Source organism: Cryobacterium sp. TMT1-2-1 (assembly GCF_004403955.1).
GTDB lineage: Bacteria > Actinomycetota > Actinomycetes > Actinomycetales > Microbacteriaceae > Cryobacterium > Cryobacterium psychrotolerans.
Genome location: NZ_SOHC01000071.1, coordinates 46,547 through 63,579, shown reverse-complemented (window position 1 = coordinate 63,579; position 17,033 = coordinate 46,547). Strand labels below are relative to the sequence as shown.

19 protein-coding genes are annotated in these 17,033 nt (G+C 69.7%); 13 read left to right on the top strand and 6 right to left on the bottom strand.

The window, feature by feature from the left end:
- Window positions 1–49 precede the first annotated feature (49 nt).
- Window positions 50–1,264 (top strand): low temperature requirement protein A, encoded by a 1,215-nt coding sequence (locus E3T33_RS13300; RefSeq protein WP_166784496.1) that lies wholly within the window; start codon window positions 50–52, stop codon window positions 1,262–1,264.
- 60 nt (window positions 1,265–1,324) lie between these two features.
- Window positions 1,325–2,143: a DUF87 domain-containing protein gene (locus E3T33_RS13295; protein WP_241982947.1), complete on the top strand. Its 819-nt coding sequence runs from the start codon at window positions 1,325–1,327 to the stop codon at window positions 2,141–2,143.
- An 82-nt stretch (window positions 2,144–2,225) separates the two neighbouring features.
- Here the strand turns inward: E3T33_RS13295 and E3T33_RS13290 are convergent, their stop codons facing one another.
- Window positions 2,226–2,861, bottom strand: a complete 636-nt coding sequence (locus E3T33_RS13290; RefSeq protein ID WP_092324014.1) for a hypothetical protein — start codon at window positions 2,859–2,861, stop codon at window positions 2,226–2,228.
- Between the two features lie 167 nt (window positions 2,862–3,028).
- On the opposite strand from E3T33_RS13290, the gene E3T33_RS13285 reads away from it, so the two are divergent.
- Window positions 3,029–3,406, top strand: a complete 378-nt coding sequence (locus E3T33_RS13285) for a VOC family protein (protein ID WP_092324016.1) — start codon at window positions 3,029–3,031, stop codon at window positions 3,404–3,406.
- A 44-nt stretch (window positions 3,407–3,450) separates the two neighbouring features.
- On the top strand, window positions 3,451–4,053 hold the full coding sequence (locus E3T33_RS13280; protein ID WP_092324017.1) for a GNAT family protein: 603 nt from the start codon (window positions 3,451–3,453) through the stop codon (window positions 4,051–4,053).
- A 28-nt stretch (window positions 4,054–4,081) separates the two neighbouring features.
- Here E3T33_RS13280 and E3T33_RS13275 read toward each other — a convergent pair whose 3' ends face one another.
- Complete coding sequence (locus tag E3T33_RS13275; protein WP_092324018.1) at window positions 4,082–4,918, bottom strand: SDR family oxidoreductase; 837 nt, start codon at window positions 4,916–4,918, stop codon at window positions 4,082–4,084.
- A gap of 77 nt (window positions 4,919–4,995) precedes the next feature.
- Here E3T33_RS13275 and ppk2 point away from each other — a divergent pair, with 77 nt between their 5' ends.
- The 3 genes from ppk2 to E3T33_RS13260 are packed head-to-tail and all read left to right on the top strand — an operon-like array spanning window position 4,996 to window position 7,972.
- Window positions 4,996–5,820, top strand: a complete 825-nt coding sequence (ppk2, locus tag E3T33_RS13270; RefSeq protein ID WP_198417270.1) for a polyphosphate kinase 2 — start codon at window positions 4,996–4,998, stop codon at window positions 5,818–5,820.
- A gap of 41 nt (window positions 5,821–5,861) precedes the next feature.
- Window positions 5,862–6,851: an LLM class F420-dependent oxidoreductase gene (locus tag E3T33_RS13265; protein ID WP_092324021.1), complete on the top strand. Its 990-nt coding sequence runs from the start codon at window positions 5,862–5,864 to the stop codon at window positions 6,849–6,851.
- Window positions 6,848–7,972: a class I SAM-dependent methyltransferase gene (locus E3T33_RS13260; RefSeq protein ID WP_092324023.1), complete on the top strand. Its 1,125-nt coding sequence runs from the start codon at window positions 6,848–6,850 to the stop codon at window positions 7,970–7,972. The genes E3T33_RS13265 and E3T33_RS13260 overlap by 4 nt, the downstream gene beginning before the upstream one ends.
- Here E3T33_RS13260 and E3T33_RS13255 read toward each other — a convergent pair.
- Window positions 7,934–8,320: a DUF1622 domain-containing protein gene (locus E3T33_RS13255; protein WP_092324024.1), complete on the bottom strand. Its 387-nt coding sequence runs from the start codon at window positions 8,318–8,320 to the stop codon at window positions 7,934–7,936. The genes E3T33_RS13260 and E3T33_RS13255 overlap by 39 nt on opposite strands.
- A gap of 109 nt (window positions 8,321–8,429) precedes the next feature.
- Here E3T33_RS13255 and E3T33_RS13250 point away from each other — a divergent pair, with 109 nt between their 5' ends.
- Window positions 8,430–8,825: a DUF3592 domain-containing protein gene (locus tag E3T33_RS13250; RefSeq protein ID WP_134475631.1), complete on the top strand. Its 396-nt coding sequence runs from the start codon at window positions 8,430–8,432 to the stop codon at window positions 8,823–8,825.
- Between the two features lie 71 nt (window positions 8,826–8,896).
- Here the strand turns inward: E3T33_RS13250 and E3T33_RS13245 are convergent, their stop codons facing one another.
- Window positions 8,897–9,679, bottom strand: coding sequence for a DNA alkylation repair protein (locus E3T33_RS13245; RefSeq protein WP_092324027.1), 783 nt, complete (start codon window positions 9,677–9,679; stop codon window positions 8,897–8,899).
- Between the two features lie 138 nt (window positions 9,680–9,817).
- Between E3T33_RS13245 and E3T33_RS13240 the strand changes: the two genes are divergently transcribed.
- From E3T33_RS13240 to E3T33_RS13220, 5 genes are all read left to right on the top strand, one after another.
- A complete protein-coding gene (locus E3T33_RS13240; protein ID WP_092324029.1) occupies window positions 9,818–11,194 on the top strand; it encodes a DUF6421 family protein in 1,377 nt (458 codons plus the stop codon).
- Window positions 11,187–11,879, top strand: a complete 693-nt coding sequence (locus E3T33_RS13235; RefSeq protein ID WP_241982946.1) for an SDR family NAD(P)-dependent oxidoreductase — start codon at window positions 11,187–11,189, stop codon at window positions 11,877–11,879. Before E3T33_RS13240 ends, E3T33_RS13235 begins: the two co-directional genes overlap by 8 nt.
- A gap of 114 nt (window positions 11,880–11,993) precedes the next feature.
- Window positions 11,994–13,064 (top strand): low specificity L-threonine aldolase, encoded by a 1,071-nt coding sequence (locus E3T33_RS13230; protein ID WP_241977173.1) that lies wholly within the window; start codon window positions 11,994–11,996, stop codon window positions 13,062–13,064.
- Window positions 13,061–14,752 (top strand): long-chain-fatty-acid--CoA ligase, encoded by a 1,692-nt coding sequence (locus E3T33_RS13225; protein ID WP_092324033.1) that lies wholly within the window; start codon window positions 13,061–13,063, stop codon window positions 14,750–14,752. Before E3T33_RS13230 ends, E3T33_RS13225 begins: the two co-directional genes overlap by 4 nt.
- A gap of 128 nt (window positions 14,753–14,880) precedes the next feature.
- Complete coding sequence (locus E3T33_RS13220; RefSeq protein WP_092324034.1) at window positions 14,881–15,474, top strand: nitroreductase family protein; 594 nt, start codon at window positions 14,881–14,883, stop codon at window positions 15,472–15,474.
- 98 nt (window positions 15,475–15,572) lie between these two features.
- Here the strand turns inward: E3T33_RS13220 and E3T33_RS13215 are convergent, their stop codons facing one another.
- Entirely contained in the window at window positions 15,573–15,980 is a 408-nt protein-coding gene (locus E3T33_RS13215; protein ID WP_092324036.1) for a hypothetical protein, read from the bottom strand.
- Between the two features lie 124 nt (window positions 15,981–16,104).
- On the bottom strand, window positions 16,105–16,890 hold the full coding sequence (locus E3T33_RS13210) for an IclR family transcriptional regulator (protein ID WP_092324037.1): 786 nt from the start codon (window positions 16,888–16,890) through the stop codon (window positions 16,105–16,107).
- Between the last annotated feature and the right edge of the window lie 143 nt (window positions 16,891–17,033).

Here is a 17,033-nt window from a genome sequence, read left to right as displayed (position 1 = left end):
ATAACGCGCACGACTGCGGATTCGCGGGGAGGACGGGCAGAATGGGGGCGTGACCCCAACGACGAAGACCGCGCCCTTCGGGTTCCGCCGCAATCTGCTCCGGCCCGACGACTCCGAGCGCACCGACCGCGTCACCTATATCGAGCTGTTCTTCGACCTGATCTTCATCCTCGCGCTCACCCAGCTCTCCCGGTATCTCTACGAGAACCAGTCCTGGACCGGCGCGCTCGAGTCCGCCATGCTGGTGCTCGCCCTCTGGTGGGTCTGGGTGTTCACGACCTGGGTCACCAACTGGCTCGACCCGGCGCGGCTGCCGGTGCGCGGCGTGATCATCGCCCTCTCGCTCGTCGGCCTCGTGATGAGCACCTCCATCTTCGAGTCGTTCGGCGACCGGGGCATCGTCTTCGCGATCGCCTACGTGAGCCTGCAGCTCGGGCGCACGGTGTTCATGGTGCTCGCGCTCGCCCGGCACGACCGCGCCCTGCACCAGACCTTCCTGCGCATGCTCGCCTGGCTGTCGGTAGCCGCGGTCTTCTGGATTGTCGGCGCCCTGCTGCCGCTCGAGTTCCGTCTCCCGTTCTGGATCGCCGCCCTCGCGATCGAATACCTCTCCGCGAGCCTCGGCTTCCGGGTGCCCGGAGCGGGAAAGGCCGCCGTCGACGACTGGGACCTGTCCGGCCCCCACATCGCCGAGCGCAGCGCCCTCTTCGTGATCATCGCGCTCGGTGAGTCGTTCCTGGTCACGGGGTTCGCCTTCGTCGCCCAGGAGTCCTCACTGCCGGGCGTGCTCGGGATGCTTCTCGCTTTCGTCACCGCGGTGGCGATGTGGTGGCTCTACTTCGACCACGGCGAGAGCGCCGGGAGCAAGGCCATTGCGCGCGCCTCCGCCCCGGGCCGGATCGCGCGTCTCGCGTACACCTACGTGCACGCGATCATCATTGCCGGGATCGTGCTGACCTCGGTCGCCGACAAGGAAATGCTCGAGCATCCGGATGAGGCCATGAGCTGGTCCACGGCCGTCACCGTCGTCGGCGGGCCGGTGCTCTACCTCGTCGGGCTCGTGCTCTTCCGCCGGATCGTCGCCAGGGAGCTGCTCGTCTCGCACCTGACCGGCGTGGCGGCGCTGCTCGTCGTGTTCGCGCTCGCGTTCCAGGTGTCGCCGCTGCTGCTCGGGGCGATGACCACGGCCGTGCTCGTCATCGTCGCCGCTTGGGAGACGATCCTCCGGGTGCGGACAGGCACGGACGAGCCCGAGGCCGGCTGACCCGACTTCGGCCGGGCGGGCCGCCCTTCCGCTTGCCGCGGGGCGGCACTGGCATGCAGCATGGCCACGTCATCCGAAGACGAAGCGAACCACAGTGGGGTGTCGGCCGAGGGCCGCTCCTTCCGTTTCAAGTTCTCGCCCGACGAGGCGTTTCCGCCCGGCAGCTTCGTGACCTTCCGCCAGGCGCCTGATCGAAGCGCCCTCGGCCAGGTGGAGTCCAACTCGGAGCGTCCCGCCGGCCGGGCGGCAGCCTCTGGCCGGATTCTCGGCGTCATCGACGAGGGCGGCCGGCTGGATCCGCTCGCCTCGTCGCCCTTCCGGTCCGCCGAGGTCGCCGCGGCAGGGGAGGAAACGATCGAGCTCCTCCACCGCGCGACGGGTGCGACCCTGGAGGTGGGCTCCCTCACCACAAACCCCGACGTGCCCGCGCGACTGCTGCCGCATCGCTTCAACCGGCACACGTTCTGCTGCGGGCAGAGCGGATCGGGGAAGACCTACGCGCTCGGAGTCGTGCTCGAGCAGCTCCTGGCCCACACCGAACTGCCGTTGGTCATCTTCGATCCCAACGGGGACTTCGTTCGGCTGCCCAATCTGCGCGCCGATGCGCCGGGCGAGGCCGCCGAGCGGCGCAAGTTCGGGCTGTGGCTGCTGCTGTCCACGCAACGCCCGTCCAAGGTCCACCCGAGCATCATTTCGCAGTGCGACAACTCCGTCCTGATGAAGATGAGCTCACCCCTGGATCTGACGGAGCTGGGGGCCGTCTTCGGCTTCGCGCCGGCGCGCTGCTGTCCCGGTCCCCCCGCTTCCGCCAGGGTGAGGCCTTGTTCGCCGGCGGGTTCGTGCCGGCTCCGTGCGTTATGCAGGTCAGAAACCGGCTGACGCACGAGGGCGGCACGGACGTCGGCGTCCCGCTGCGCACGTGATGAACCGCCCACACGACACGCGGATGGCCCGGCCGAGGTTAGAACCCGAAGTCGCCGCCACCGCCGAAGTCGCCAAAGCCGCCGCCACCTCCGAAGTCGCCGCCGCCCGAATCGCCGCCGCCCGAACCGCCCGCAGAGGCATCCGCCCCGGACGCGTCGGCGCTTCCGGCATCACCGCCGGCGTCGGATCCGGACCCTGCGTCAGCTCCGGCATCCGTCGGCATGAACGCGCTCACAATCGCCGACCCGATGACGTACCCGGCAATGGTTCCGAGCATGGAACTGCCCACCATGCCGCCGAAGCTCATCCCGCCCTGGCCCTGGTTGCCGAACGTGCGGGCGAGCGTGCCCGGCTGCTGCAGCTCCGCTCGCGTCGCGGCCTGGGCGAGGGTCGCCGGCTCCGCGTTCGCGGGGCGCTCGCTCGGGTTGACGTTCTCACTGAACTGCCGGAAGAGCAGGTCGCGCTGCTCCGGCGTGAGCTTCGCGAACGCCTCCGTGTGCACCTCCTCGATCGTCTCGGGCGGGGCCGTGCGGAGAAGGTACTGGTAACGCTCGACGGCCATTTCGTCGTCGGTGCGCTGGGGCGCGGCCGCGCTGCGCGGGGCCCTGGGCGGTGCATGCTGCCGTTCCGGCTGCGGCTCTTCGCGGCCCAGGAGGCGATCGAGGAATCCCATGGTGTGCTCCCTTGCTTCGGTGTGCTGCTCCCACGATTCCAGCCCCGGCTGGATGTGCGCTGAACCCGCGCCCAGAGCGAGACGACGGTGACGGATGCAATGGTTCGAACTACTATCTGCTGCGTGGCGTGGGCTGTCCACGCCGATCAAGAGGGTAGGTGGTCGCGATGAGCGGACGAGTGGTGCACTTCGAAATTCCCGCGGATGACATGGACAGGGCTGCGGAGTTCTACCGCGCGGCATTCGGCTGGGACATCCGCCCGATGCCGGAGATGGACTACGTGATGCTGCTGCCGACACCGATATCCGAAGAGGGAGTGCTGGCGGAGGCCGGGTCCATCAACGGCGGAATGTTCAAGCGAGACGCGAAGCTGGCAAATCCGATCGTGACCATCGATGTCGCCGACATCGATGCGGCCCTCGAGAAGGTCTCAAGCCTGGGCGGATCGACAGCCCTGCCCAAGCAGGTCGTCGGCGAGATGGGCTTCGCGGCTTACTTCACCGACAGCGAGGGCAACCTGATGGGGCTCTGGCAGAACGCCTGAGCGCCCTGCCCGGCCGAGGTCTCCTCGCGGTCTACCTTTGAGCCATGGACTTCACGGCGCTGCCCACACTCACCGGGCAACGGGTCACCCTGGAACCGCTCTCGGCCGATCACGTCGAGGAGCTCAAGGTCGCGGTCGCGGAGGGCGAACTGTGGCGGGCCTGGTACACGGGCATCCCCTCGCCGGACGGGATGGCTGCCGAGGTGGCACGGCGACTGGCGCTCTTCGCGGCCGGGCAGATGCTGCCCTGGGCGATCCGGGACAACGCGCGCGGGACCGTCGTGGGGATGACCACGTTCATGAACATCACCCCGCAGCACCGTCACCTCGAAATCGGCTCCACCTGGCTGGCGCCCAGCGCCCAGCGCACCGGCATCAACACCGAAGCGAAGCTGCTGCTGCTCAGGCACGCCTTCGAGGCGCTCGACTGCATCGCGGTCGAGTTCCGGACCCACTTCCACAACCGGCAGTCCCGCGCCGCGATCATTGCCCTCGGCGCCAAGCAGGACGGGGTGCTGCGCAATCACCAGCTCGGGCGGGACGGGACCCTGCGCGACACCGTCGTCTTCTCGATCATCCAGGGCGAGTGGCCGACGGTGCGGCTCGGGCTCACCGAGCGGCTCACCCGGCACGCATCCGCCCGCTGACTCGGGCGACGCGCGAGAGTGGCCGGTTCTAGCCGCGCCCGACCCACTTGTCCATCGAGCCGTACACGCCGAAGACCCGGCCGGCGACGGAATCCCAGACGGGCAGGGGAAGCACGCCCTTGAGCACCTGGGAGAGTCCGACCGTCCACGGCATCATCAGTGAGGCCTTCCCGGCGAGCATCGAGCGCCACACCCGCTCCACGACATACTCCGGGGTCATCAGGGGCGTGAGGAGGGGACCGCGGGCGCCCTCGAACATCCCGGTCGAGATGTAGCTCGGCGACACCGTGGTGACCTTGACGTTGCCGAAGTCCTGCTGCACCAGCTCGAGGCGAAGCGAGTCGCTCCAGCCGATCAGCGCCGCCTTCGAGGCCGCGTAGACGCTCATCCTCGGGTTCGAGAGCATGCCCGCGGCCGAGGCGATATTCACGATCCGCGCCTCCCGGTAGGAGTTCGCCATCATCGCCGGCAGGAACTCGCGGGTGATGTACATCGGCGCGAGCGCGTTGATCTGCATGGTCTGGCGTGTGTCGTCGCCGTTGTCGTGCTCCCAGAAGTAGGAACCGCGCACGATCCCGGCGTTGTTGATCACGATGTCCGGGTCGCCCACCTCGGTGCGCACGCGCTGGGCGGTCTGCGCGATCGCGCCCAGGTCGGCGATGTCGACGACGTAGCTGGCGATCTGGGTGCCCTCCGCGGCGCGCCCGGACAGGACGGACGCCGTCGCGGTCAGGGCCCCCGCGTCCCGGTCCCAGAGAATCACGGACTTCGCACCCTCGGCGACGGCGCGCTCGGCGTACAGGCGGCCCATGCCCATGGCGGCTCCGGTGATCAGGACGTGGGCTCCGGAAACGGTTCGACTCATGGGTCCATCATCGCAAGAGATCCGCCCCCGCCCCGACGGGGCATGCCATGATTGCGGCGAGGACGAGGAGGCCGACCATGTCAGCCAAGAAGCCGAGGCTCCGCAAAGCGGTCTACTCCGGCGAGCTGCGCCGCCTCCAGACCGAGCTCGTTGCCATGCAGGAGTGGGTACGCGCCTCGGGCGCTCGCATTGTCGTGATCTTCGAGGGCCGGGACGCCGCCGGCAAGGGCTCCGCGATCAAGCGCGTCACCCAGTACCTCAACCCGCGCATCGCCCGGATCATGGCCCTCCCGATGCCCACCGACCGCGAGCGCGGCCAGTGGTATTTCCAGCGCTACATCGAGCACCTGCCCGCGGCGGGCGAGATCGTGCTGATGGACCGCTCCTGGTACAACCGCGCCGGCGTCGAACGGGTGATGGGGTACTGCACGGCCGACGAATACCGCCGCTTCCTGCACCAGGCACCGCTGTTCGAGCGGATGCTCGTGGAAGACGGCATCCTGCTGGTCAAGTACTGGTTCTCGGTGTCCGACCGGGAGCAGGAGGCCCGGTTCCGCTCCCGGCTGAACGACCCGATGCGCCGGTGGAAGCTCTCCGAGACCGACCTGCTCTCGATCACGAAATGGGTTGACTACTCCAAGGCCAAGGATGAGATGTTCGTGCACACCGACATTCCCGAGGCACCGTGGTGGGTGGTGGAAAGCGAAGACAAACTCGCCGCGCGCCTGAACATGATCAGCCACCTGTTGTCGATCGTGCCCTACGAGCACCTCCAGCCGCCGGACGTCACCATTCCGCCGCGCCCGGCGGCCTCCGACTACGAGCGGCCCCCGCGCGAGCAGACCCGGCCGGTGCCCGACTACGCCGCCACGCTGACGCCGCCGAAGAAGAACGGGAAGTAGCGCGCGTCCGGGCCCCGCCGCCCGCGGCATAGGCTCGGTGCATGCGATTCGGACTCTTTGTACCCCAGGGCTGGCGTCACGACCTCGTCGGGATCGACCCCGCGGGGCAGTGGGCGGCGATGAGCGGCCTGGCCGCGCACGCCGACGCGGGCGCCTGGGAATCCATCTGGGTGTACGACCACTTCCACACCGTGCCGGTGCCGAGCGAGGAGGCCACCCACGAGGCGTGGACGCTCATGTCGGCGTTCGCGGCGACCACGACGCGCGTGCGCCTGGGGCAGATGTGCACCTGCATCAGCTACCGCAACCCCGCGTACCTGGCCAAGGTCGCCTCCACGATCGACATCATCTCCGGCGGCCGGGTCGAGATGGGGATCGGCGCCGGTTGGTACGAGCACGAGTGGCGCGCCTACGGCTACGGCTTCCCGCGCGCCGGCGAACGCCTCGCCCGCCTCGACGAGGGCGTGCAGATCATGCGCCAGGCCTGGACGACCGGCACGGCCACCCTCGACGGCGAGCACTACCAGGTGGACGGCGCCATTGTGCGGCCGCTGCCGCTGCAGGAGGGCGGCATCCCGATCTGGATCGCCGGCGGCGGCGAGAAGGTCACCCTGCGCATCGCCGCGCAGTACGCGAATTACACCAACTTCGACGGTTCTCCGGAGGGCTTCGAGCGCAAGAGCCGGCTGCTCGAGCAGCACTGCGCGACGGCCGGCACCGACTTCGGCTCGATCACCCGCTCGTCGAACTACAACACGGTCGTCGGACGGGACGAGGCCGAGGTGGCCGAGCGCCTCGACGCGATCCAGGCCCGGGTCACGCCGTACCTGGGCGCCGACGGGGCGGAGAACTTCATGGCCGAGTACCGCGGCGGCAAGGCTCTCTGCGTCGGCACGCCGGAGCAGATCGTGGAGCGCCTGGCCGGGATGAAGGCACGCGGCCTCGGCTACTCGATCCACTACTTCCCCGAGGCCGCCTACGACCGGTCCGGGATCGAGCTGTTCGAACGCGAAGTCATGCCCGCCCTGTGACCGAGATCCGCTGGGAGGAAGCCGGGGAGCAGCGCTCGGCGCTGTGGCGCTCCGAGAGCGGCTGGGAGCCGCCCCGGCGAGTGGTCATCGCCGACGACACGCTGACCGCGGATGTGGCCTACCGCCTGGCGAAATCGGGCACCGGGATGTTGTGGCGAGGGGATTTCCTGGGCGCCCGCCAGCTGCTGCAGGCACTCGGCCGGCGGGTTGACCGCGGGCGGCGCCCGGCCGACAAGGACCTCACCGCCGCCTTCCGGCGCTCACGGAGCGAGGCGCTCACCCGCGCGCAGGTGCTGGGCCTGGTGCTCGTGCCGCTCGAGGCGGACTACACGGTTCCGCTGCGCCGGGCGCCCGACGTGCGCCTGGCCTGCACCGAGACCTACGGGCCGGCCGACGGGCCGTCGGTGACCTCGCTGCGCGAGCTGATCGGTGTGATCGGGGCGCATGAGTGGCGCACGAAGGGCGTGCCGATACCGGCGCTCGGCGCCCGAATCCACCCACACTACGGCGTGTTCTCGCCCATTCGTGGGGAGTACCTCGAGCTGGTGCAGTCCGCTCCGCTTCCCGCCGGCAGCCTGGCCTTCGACATCGGCGTCGGCACCGGCGTGCTTGCGGCCATCCTGGCCCGGCGCGGTGTCGCGCGCGTCGTCGGGACCGACCAGGACCCCCGGGCGCTGGCCTGCGCGCGCGCGAACATCCAGCGCCTGGGTCTGGGCGACCGGGTCGACATCGTCCCGGCCGACCTGTTCCCGCCGGGACGCGCCCCGCTGGTCGTCTGCAACCCGCCCTGGATCCCGGCCGCGGCGGTCACGTCGACCGACTTCGCCGTCTACGACCCCGACAGCCGGATGCTGCGCGGCTTCCTGGCCGGCCTCGCCGACCACCTCGAGCCGGGCGGGGAGGGCTGGCTGATCATCTCCGACATCGCCGAGCTGCTCGGGCTTCGCTCCCGCGCGGAGCTCCTCGGCCTCATCGACGATGCCGGCCTCGAGGTCGTGGAGAGACTCGACACCCGGCCCACGCATCCCCGCGCCGCCGACGCCAGCGACCCGCTGCACGCCGCCCGCTCGAACGAAGTCACCTCACTCTGGCGGCTGCGCGCCAGGCGCGGCGCGGCCTGAGGCCAGGCGCCAGCGCGCCCACGGCCAGACCCCGTCCATTTCGACCTCGAGCGAGAAGCTCAGGAGGATTCGGATCAGCACGATCGCGGCGAGCACCAGCACGCTCTCCACCGTTGTTGTGACGAGGATGGTGCGGATGATGTCCGCCACGATCAGCACTTCCAGGCCGAGCAGGATGGCCCGGCCGAGGTTCCTGCGCAGGCTCTGGTACGCGCGGGCCCTGGTGTCGGCCCGCAGGGCACGCGGCACGGCGACGAGGAAGGCAGCCGCCCCGCCGAACACCATGATGGCGGCGCCGACCGCCTCGACGACCTGCACCAGTGCCGTAATAACCTGCTCGAAGGTCATGGGTCCGCTCTCGCCGTTTCCTGGGACGACGATATCACCGCGCCTCCGGCCAGTATTATCGGCCCATGGACTCCGCGATCGGCGGGCGCCGCAGCAGAGGAGGCCGGGCATGGACGCACATGACATCGCGGGCCTCCTCAGCGAGATCCTGACGCTGGTCGGGCTGCTCGGCGGCGGCGGGCTCTACCTCGCCGGGCTGGCCGTTCGCGACCTGCGCGGGCGCTGGGTGCGCACGGAAGGCGTCATCGCCGGCGCCGGGCCCGGCCCGGTCATCCGGTGGTTCGACCGCACCGGCGAGGTGCACGAGTCGCCGGCGACGACGCAGGAGACCGCCATACTCGAGCCGGGCGATGACGTGCCGGTCTGGTTCCGCGCCCGTTCGCCCTGGCGCTGCCGCACGCACGCTCCGGACCACGACGGCAAGGCCCTGCGCCTGACCGGCCTCGTGCTGCTGGGCGTGGGGATCGCGGCGGCCGTCCTTGGCTTCGTGCTGCTCTTCGTCTAGGCCGCCGGCTCACCCCGTGAGGGGTCGCAAATCGAGCTTCGTTGGCCGATTCAAGGTCGATTTGCGACCCCTCACGCGGGCCGGCGGGGGTACGCCCGGTAGCGGGCGCGAACCTCCGGCTCGAGGTGTTCGGTGGCGTAGCTGAGCGCGGTGCGCGGCATCCGGCCGGCATGCTCGTCGAGGAAGGCCAGCAGAAGGGGGCGGTCGAGCTTGCCGACCTCGCGCAACATCCAGCCGACGGCCTTGTGGATCAGGCTTTCCTGGTCGCCGAGCAGCCGCTCCGCGAGCTCGAGCGTCGTGGTGGCGTCGCCGTGCGCGATGAAGGCGCTACTGGCGAGCATGGCGACCCGCCGCTCCCAGAGGCTGTCGCCGGCGGCGAGGTCGAACAAGACGTCGCGCGGCCGGTCGACGAGGTACTCGCCGAGCAGTGTCGGCGCGGACGCATCCACGAGGTCCCAGTTGTTGACGAGGCCGCGCCGCACGGCAGCCAGGTAGAACTCGGCGAGCCTCGTGCGTGCGACCTCGTCGCGCGTTCGGGCGCGGCTCGCGCGCCGGAACCGGCCGACCAGGATCAGCAGGGCCGCGAGCCGGTGCTCGTGCACCTCGCTGGTGAGGAGCGTCTCGACCTCCCGCAGCCCCAGCCCGGCGAACCGCTTCACGACCAGCCGGATGTCGGGCAGCCGCAGGCCGGCGAAGACGTCGCCCTCGCCGTACTGGCCCGGCCCCGTCTGGAAGAAGCGGGCGACCTGGGCGGCGCGGTCGGGGTCGGCGAGCGCGGCGAGCGCGGCGCGCACCGCGGCGGCCGTTGCCGGATCCGTGCTCGCATCGCTGCCGTCGTCCGTAGAATCCGTCATTCCCGCACTCTAACCCGGCGATTTCTTGCAAGAAGTCGTAAGAAACGCCGCTCGCGGCCGGATATTCTGAGGATACGGCGCACCCAACGCGCCGCCCACTGCCGCGACCGCGGCGAACTCAGAGGACGGGAGGTTCCCATGTCGAATTATGTTGCAGAAGCACTGGTCGGTGAGCCCGAGGTTCTCGAGGACGTCGCGACCCACCCGGCCTGGCTGCGCCTCAAGGCCGCCGCGACCGCCCTGCAGGGCGTCCAGGCGCAGAACGGTTCGATCCCCGAGCCGTCGGCGCACCCGGATGCCGCGGCCCGCGTCGCCGTGATCACCACCGCCATCCGGGAACTCGCCCCGCTGTTCCCGCACGACGCCGCCTATCTCGACGCCGCGGTGGCCGACTTCGACCGCTGGGCGAGCGAAGGCTTCGGCGAGCCCGACTTCTACGACGCGCTGATGGCCTTCCAGCCGCAGCAGCACCGGGTCGACGGACTCCGCCACCTCGTGGTCTTCCCGATGTACACGCAGAACGGCAGCTCGAACCGCCTGGTCGAGGCCGTTCTGATCGCGGTCATCTGGCCGGCGTTCATTGCGGAGCTGGAGCAGGAATACACCAACGGTTTGTTCGTGCCGATCCGCTTCCTCGACTTCACTCCCGGCTACGACACCAACTCCGCGGTGCTGTTCCCCGAGACGGTCGCCATGCGCGAGATCCCGACGTTCACCTGGGGGGCGATCTTCGCCGACCGCGAGGCCGCCAGGTACCGCCGGGTCGTGCGCGCGGCATCCGAGATCACCCGTCTCGAACTGCCCGACGACGCGGCCGCGCTGCTCGACGACCAGCAGCTGGCCGAGGAGACCTTCGTCATGTGGGACCTCATCCACGACCGCACGCACATGCGCGGCGACCTGCCGTTCGACCCCTTCATGATCAAGCAGCGGATGCCGTTCTTCCTGTATTCGCTGGAGGAACTGCGCTGCGACCTGACCGCCTTCCGCGAGTCGGTCAGGATCGAACGTGACGAAAACGCCAGCCCGGAGGCGCGCAGGCACGCCAAACTGGTTCAGTACGCCGTGATCTTCGACCGGATCTTCCGGTTCTCGATCACCGGCAGCCGAACCCGCAACTACGACGGCCTCGGCGGTCAGCTGTTGTTCGCGTGGATGCACCAGCACCACGTGCTGCACTGGACCGACACCCGGCTCGCCTTCGACTGGGACGCCGTCCCGGACGTGGTGATCGCGCTCGGCGCGCAGATCGACGACCTGTACTGGGCGTCGATCGACCGCCCGAAGAAGGCGCACTGGCTGGCGGCGTACGACATGATCAGCGCCACGTTGACCCCGAACCCGGCTTCGACCTGGGCTCGCGGGCTGCCGCTCGAGGTGCTCGCCGGTCCGCCGAAGGGCTACACCGACCTGGTGCTGGACGACGAGTTCCCGCTGTCCATGTTCTTCGAGGCGCTGGACAAGAAGATGAAGTCCGTCATCGAGTCGACCGTTGGGATCACCGCGCGTGGCTGATGTCCCCACCGGGGCGACGGCGCCTGCCGTCGCTGGTCGCACCGTGCTCATTGCCGGCGCGACCAGCGCGGCCGGGGTCGCCGTCTGCGCGGCGCTGTCGGCGGCGGGGGCCACGGTGATTGCCGTCGGCTCGAACGTGGACCACCTGCAGGCGCTGAAAAGCCAGGTTCCGGATGCCGCCACCTTCGTCTACGACCTCGCCAACTTCGCCGAGGTGCGCGCCCTGGCCCACACCGTGCACGAGGCGCACGGCCGCATCGACGGCCTCATCCACCTCGTGGGCGGCTGGCGCGGCGGGGGCGGGCTGGCCGGCCAGACCGACGAGGACTGGGATTTCCTGCACGGCCGCGTTCTCACCACCCTGCGCAACACGACCCGCGCCTTCAACGACGACCTGCTTGCCTCCCCGGCGGGCCGCCTGGCGATCGTGTCCTCGGTCTCGGTCGACAAGCCGACACCGGGCGGCGCGAACTACGCGACGGCCAAGGCCGCGGCCGAAACCTGGACCCGCGCGGTCGGGCAGGGCTTCGCGAAGACGGCCCCGGATGCCGCGGCGGTCATCTTCGCCGTGCGCGCCCTCGAGGGCCTCGAGGCCGAGCTCGCCGCGTCGGTGGTCGGCCTGTGGGACGCGCCGGCGGCATCCGTCAACAACACCCGGATCCCGCTCCACACGCGCCCAGATTGACGGTTGCGCTCGAGTTTGCCGGGCGCACCGGTCAATCTCGACCGCAACCGCCAAGGTCGGCGGGACGCGGCGTGACCACTTCGCGGGCTCAGCAGAATGGGCCAAGATGGAGGGGTGACCCAAATCCATGACCTGAACTCCCGCGGCTTCGCCTCAGACAACTATTCGGGCGTGCACCCCGAGATCCTCGAAGCCATCGTGGCCGCCAACGGCGCCCACCAGATCGCCTACGGCGAGGATGTCTACACGGCACGGCTGCAGGAGGTCTTCGCCGAGCACTTCGGCGAGGGCGTCGAGGCGTTCCCCGTGTTCAACGGCACGGGCGCGAACGTGATCGGGCTGCAGTCGATGCTGCCTCGCTGGGGCGCCGTCATCTGCACGGCCACCGCGCACATCCACTCGGATGAGGGCGGAGCGCCCGAGAAGGTCGCCGGCATCAAACTGCTCCCGATCCAGACCCCCGACGGCAAGCTCACCCCCGAGCTCATCGCCCAGGAAGCCTGGGGCTGGGGTGACGAGCACCGCGCCCAGCCGCTGGTGGTCTCGATCACGCAGTCCACCGAGCTCGGCACGGTCTACACGGTCGACGAGGTGCGCGCGATCGCCGACTACGCGCACGCGAACGGCATGAAGCTGCATATGGACGGCGCCAGGATCTCCAACGCCGCCGCCTCGCTCGGCGTGCCGTTCCGCGCCTTCACCCGCGATGCCGGCGTCGACGTGCTCAGCTTCGGCGGCACGAAGAACGGCCTGATGTACGGCGAATGCGTGGTCGTGCTGAACCCGGACGCCTCCGAGGGCCTGATCTACCTGCGCAAGCTGAACATGCAGCTGTCCTCGAAGATGCGCTTCATCTCGGCCCAGTTCATCGCCCTGCTCGGCGGCGACCTCTGGCTGCGCAACGCCGGCCACGCCAACGCCATGGCCGCCCGGATGCGACTGGCGCTCGAACACGGGATCGCGACGGGTTCGATCACCGGCGTCAGGTTCAGCCAGCTCAGCCAGGCCAACTCCATCTTCGCGGTGATCCCGCCCGGCATCGGCGACCGGCTGCGCGAGTCCTTCCGCTTCTATGACTGGGATGCGGCGACCGGCGAGGTGCGCTGGATGTGCGGCTTCGACACGCACGAAGAAGACATCGACGCCTTCGTCGCCGCGCTGGAGCGGGAACTCGCGGTCCGATGAGCGTCTTCGCCGCCAGGCCGTGGCTCGGCGCCTACGCGCCCGGCGTGCCGACCGCGGTCGAGTCATCGACGCAGACCCTCGTCGACATGATCGACGGCTCGGTCGCCCGGTTCGGCGACCGAGTCGCCCTCGACTTCTTCGGCGCGACCACGAGCTACCGGCGCCTCGGCGACCAGGTAGCCCGGGTGGCGAACGGGCTGCGTCGCCTGGGCGTGAAACCGGGCGACCGGGTGGCGCTCGTGCTTCCGAACTGTCCGCAGCACGTGGTCGCGTTCTACGCGGTCCTGCGCCTGGGCGCGATCGTCGTCGAACACAACCCGCTCTACACCGAGCGGGAGCTCCGTCACCAGTTCGAGGACCACGGCGCACAGGTCGCGATCGTCTGGGACAAGGTCTACGCCACCGTGCGCGACTTCCCGAAGGACATGGGGGTGTCGAAGGTCATCGCCGTCGACCTCACCCAGGCCATGACGCTGGGCAAGCGGCTGCTCCTGGCCCTGCCGATCCCGAAGGCGCGCGCCTCTCGTTCGGCCCTGACCATCGGTCGCCTCCCGTCGGACGCCCTCGACTGGGACTCCCTCGTCGGCTCCCGACGGCTGCGCCCCTCGCATCAGCGGCCCGGCGTCGGCGACATCGCCGCGCTCCAGTACACCAGCGGCACGACAGGCGCCCCGAAGGGCGCCATCCTCACCCACTTCAACCTCCGCACCAACGCCCTCCAGGGCGAGGCGTGGGTGCAGGGGCTCCGCCCGGGCGAGGAGGTCGTCTACGCGGTCCTGCCGATGTTCCACGCCTACGGGCTGACGCTCTGCCTGACCTTCGCCATGGGCACGGGCTCCCGGCTCGTGCTGTTCCCGAAGTTCGACGAGGGCCTGGTGCTGGATGCCGCCCGGCGCACCCCGCCGACGTTCATGCCCGCCGTTCCCCCCATCTACGACCGGCTGGTCACGGCTGCCGCGAAGCGCAAGATGAGCCTGCGCGGCATCCGTTTCTCCATCTCCGGGGCGATGAGCCTGCCGGTGGCGACCGTGCAACGGTGGGAGGACGCCACCGGCGGCTGGCTGGTGGAGGGCTACGGGATGACCGAGACCTCACCGGTCGCGCTCGGAAACCCGATCGGGCCGAGCCGGCGCCCCGGCACGGTGGGCGTGCCGTTCCCGAGCACCGAGATCCGCGTTGTTGACCCGGACGACCCCACCGTGGATCGCGGATTCGACGAGGAGGGCGAACTGCTCATCCGCGGGCCGCAGGTGTTCTCCGGATACTGGAACCGGCCGGAGGAGACCGCCGAAGCGCTTCTTCCGGGCGGCTGGCTGCGCACGGGTGACATCGTCAGCGTCACCCCCGACGGCTTCGTCACGGTCGTCGACAGGATCAAGGAACTCATCATCACCGGCGGGTTCAATGTGGCCCCCTCGGAGGTCGAAGCGGCCCTCCTCTCCCATCCCGCCGTGCAGGATGCCGCCGTCGTCGGGCTGCCGAGCAAGGCAGGCGGCGAGGACGTCGTGGCCGCGGTCGTGCTCAAGGCGGGCGCGAGCCTCGACGTGGACGCCCTGCGGGACCACTGCCGCACCCGCCTGTCCGCGTACAAGGTTCCGAGGAACGTCGTCCAGGTCGGGGACCTGCCGCGTTCCCTGATCGGCAAGGTGCTGCGCCGCCAGGTGCGCGAGAGTCTTTCCGAGAAGTAGGTCGCCCGCGAGGGCGCCTCCCTTTCGTGGCTATATGCGGGTGCATGGAATATGGCGACGACGATCGCGTTTAGACAGGTGGGTCAGTGTTGCCCCGCCCCCGTGTTCCAGCCGAAGGACAGCACCCCATGACCCTGATCACCGATTCCATCAGCCGCGCCGCCGACACGACCTCGCCCATCCTCCCGGTTCTCGCCGAGCGCTGGAGCCCGCGCGGCTACGATTCCGCCGCCGTCATCGACGAGACCACCCTGACCACGGTGCTCGAGGCCGCCCGCTGGGCGCCGTCGGCCAGCAACATCCAGCCCTCGCGCTACATCGTCGCCCGCCGCGGCTCGGCGAGCTTCGGCACCATCCACGCCGCCCTGATGGGCTTCAACCGGGCCTGGGCGGATGCCGCCTCCGTCTTGATCGTGAACGTCGCCGAGCTGGACATCGACGACACCCGCCAAAACCCGTGGGCCCGGTACGACCTCGGCCAGGCCGTCGCCCACCTGACGATCCAGGCGCAGCACGAGGGCCTGCACACCCACCAGATGGGCGGCTATGACGCCGCCGCGCTCGCGCTGGCCTTCGGGCTGGCCGACAACCAGGCGATCGTGTCGATCACGGCCATCGGCGTGCTCGCCGATGTCGGCACCCTCTCGAAGGAGCTGCTCGAGCGCGAATCCGCGCCGCGCACGCGCAAGCCCCTCGCCGACCTGCTCCTCGTCAACGACTGACCGGGCCGTTCCACGTTCAGTTGCGGACAACGGACCTTCACTTCGCTGGGGAAGGTACTTTCTCCGCAACTGAATGCCGGGGAGCGTGTCGAGTTTCGCTAGGCGGCCAGGCGCGCCTGGGAACGGCGGGCCAGGCGCACGGCGCCATCCGGCACCTTCGTGTCGCGGTTCAGCCGGGCCCCGTGGCCGATGCGGGCGTCAGCCCCGATCCGAGAGTGGCTGCCGATGCGCACGTCGTTGCCGATGACGGCCCCACGGCCCACGTGCACGTCGTCGCCGATGAAGGCCAGGCTGCCGATCCGCGCACCCTGGTCGATCCAGCTTCCCTGGCCGATCCATCCTCCGCGGGCGACGCGAGCCTCGGCCTCCACATACGTCGTGGACGCGATGAACGTGCTGTCCTCGACGTTCGCCCCCGGCGCCACCAGCCCGCCGCCGTTGGCGTGCCTACGGTACTTCGTGACCGTGCCGGCGGCGTCTTCTACTTCTTCGATCTTCCGTGTCATTGCCTCTCCCCGGACGCGTCATGCGCGTCGTGCGTTCGGACGCGTGGTGCGCGTCGCTGGCTTTAACACGCGGGCGGCACGGTTGATTCCCCGGCCGGCCCGACCTCAACCGGCCGGTCTGCCCTCAACCGGCCGATTTGTGCGAGACGCCGTGGGCTTCCGGGCGGACGTCGTCGCCAATCACCCGCGCGGCGGCGAGCAGCAGGGGAATGGCCCGGGCAGCGAACGCGTCGCCGACGCGGGACACCGGGCCGGAGACCGAGATGGCCGTGGGCGTCGGGGCGCCGGGGACCGCAACGGCAAAGCATCGCACGCCGATTTCCTGCTCGTTGTCATCAATGGCGTAGCCCCGCTCACGGGTTCGGGCCAGGTCGGCCAGCAGCTCGTCAACGGTGCCGATGCTCATCTCCGTGGGCGTCGGCATGCCCGCCCGGGCGACGATGCCCCGCACCCGGTCGTCGTCAAGCTGGGCCAGGATCGCCTTGCCGACCCCCGAGTCGTGGGTGTGCACCCGACGCCCCACCTCGGTGAACATCCGCATCGAGTGCGCCGAGGGGACCTGGGCGATGTACACGACCATGTCCCCGTCGAGCATCGCCATGTTGGACGTTTCGCCCAGCTCGGAGACCAGGGAGGCCAGTTGCGGCCGGGCCAGGGCGCCGAGCTGCTTGCTCGCCCCGTCGCCCAGCCGAATCAGGCGCGGACCCAGCGCATAGCGCCGATTGGGCAGCTGCCGGGCGTATCCGAGCGCCACCAGGGTGCGCAGGAGGCGGTGAATAGTGGGGAGCGGCAGATCGGTCGACCCGGCCAGTTCAGACAGGGTCACCTCGCGCCCGGCATCCGTGATGAGCTCCAGGAGTTCGAAGACACGCTCCACAGACTGAACGCCGCCGATAGTCTTTACCGCCATTCCCTGGCCTCCCGTGAGTGTCTGACAGAAATTTACCGCATGGCGAAATTTTTGTCTCAAATCCTAAGATACCTCAGGATTGTGGGGGCCGGCGGGGAGACCTGGGAACGGTTGTGTTTCCGCAGGATAGACAATAATATCCG

What these genes read in the sequence shown, in the direction of transcription:
- ppk2 (WP_198417270.1), top strand. Translation starts at nt 4,996, where the DNA reads ATGTCAGCCAAGAAGCCGAGGCTCCGCAAAGCGGTCTACTCCGGCGAG.
- E3T33_RS13275 (WP_092324018.1), bottom strand. Translation starts at nt 4,918, where the DNA reads ATGAGTCGAACCGTTTCCGGAGCCCACGTCCTGATCACCGGAGCCGCC.
- E3T33_RS13295 (WP_241982947.1), top strand. Translation starts at nt 1,325, where the DNA reads ATGGCCACGTCATCCGAAGACGAAGCGAACCACAGTGGGGTGTCGGCC.
- E3T33_RS13285 (WP_092324016.1), top strand. Translation starts at nt 3,029, where the DNA reads ATGAGCGGACGAGTGGTGCACTTCGAAATTCCCGCGGATGACATGGAC.
- E3T33_RS13255 (WP_092324024.1), bottom strand. Translation starts at nt 8,320, where the DNA reads ATGACCTTCGAGCAGGTTATTACGGCACTGGTGCAGGTCGTCGAGGCG.
- E3T33_RS13225 (WP_092324033.1), top strand. Translation starts at nt 13,061, where the DNA reads ATGAGCGTCTTCGCCGCCAGGCCGTGGCTCGGCGCCTACGCGCCCGGC.
- E3T33_RS13250 (WP_134475631.1), top strand. Translation starts at nt 8,430, where the DNA reads ATGGACGCACATGACATCGCGGGCCTCCTCAGCGAGATCCTGACGCTG.
- E3T33_RS13215 (WP_092324036.1), bottom strand. Translation starts at nt 15,980, where the DNA reads ATGACACGGAAGATCGAAGAAGTAGAAGACGCCGCCGGCACGGTCACG.
- E3T33_RS13290 (WP_092324014.1), bottom strand. Translation starts at nt 2,861, where the DNA reads ATGGGATTCCTCGATCGCCTCCTGGGCCGCGAAGAGCCGCAGCCGGAA.
- E3T33_RS13280 (WP_092324017.1), top strand. Translation starts at nt 3,451, where the DNA reads ATGGACTTCACGGCGCTGCCCACACTCACCGGGCAACGGGTCACCCTG.
- E3T33_RS13245 (WP_092324027.1), bottom strand. Translation starts at nt 9,679, where the DNA reads ATGACGGATTCTACGGACGACGGCAGCGATGCGAGCACGGATCCGGCA.
- E3T33_RS13240 (WP_092324029.1), top strand. Translation starts at nt 9,818, where the DNA reads ATGTCGAATTATGTTGCAGAAGCACTGGTCGGTGAGCCCGAGGTTCTC.
- E3T33_RS13220 (WP_092324034.1), top strand. Translation starts at nt 14,881, where the DNA reads ATGACCCTGATCACCGATTCCATCAGCCGCGCCGCCGACACGACCTCG.
- E3T33_RS13265 (WP_092324021.1), top strand. Translation starts at nt 5,862, where the DNA reads ATGCGATTCGGACTCTTTGTACCCCAGGGCTGGCGTCACGACCTCGTC.
- E3T33_RS13210 (WP_092324037.1), bottom strand. Translation starts at nt 16,890, where the DNA reads ATGGCGGTAAAGACTATCGGCGGCGTTCAGTCTGTGGAGCGTGTCTTC.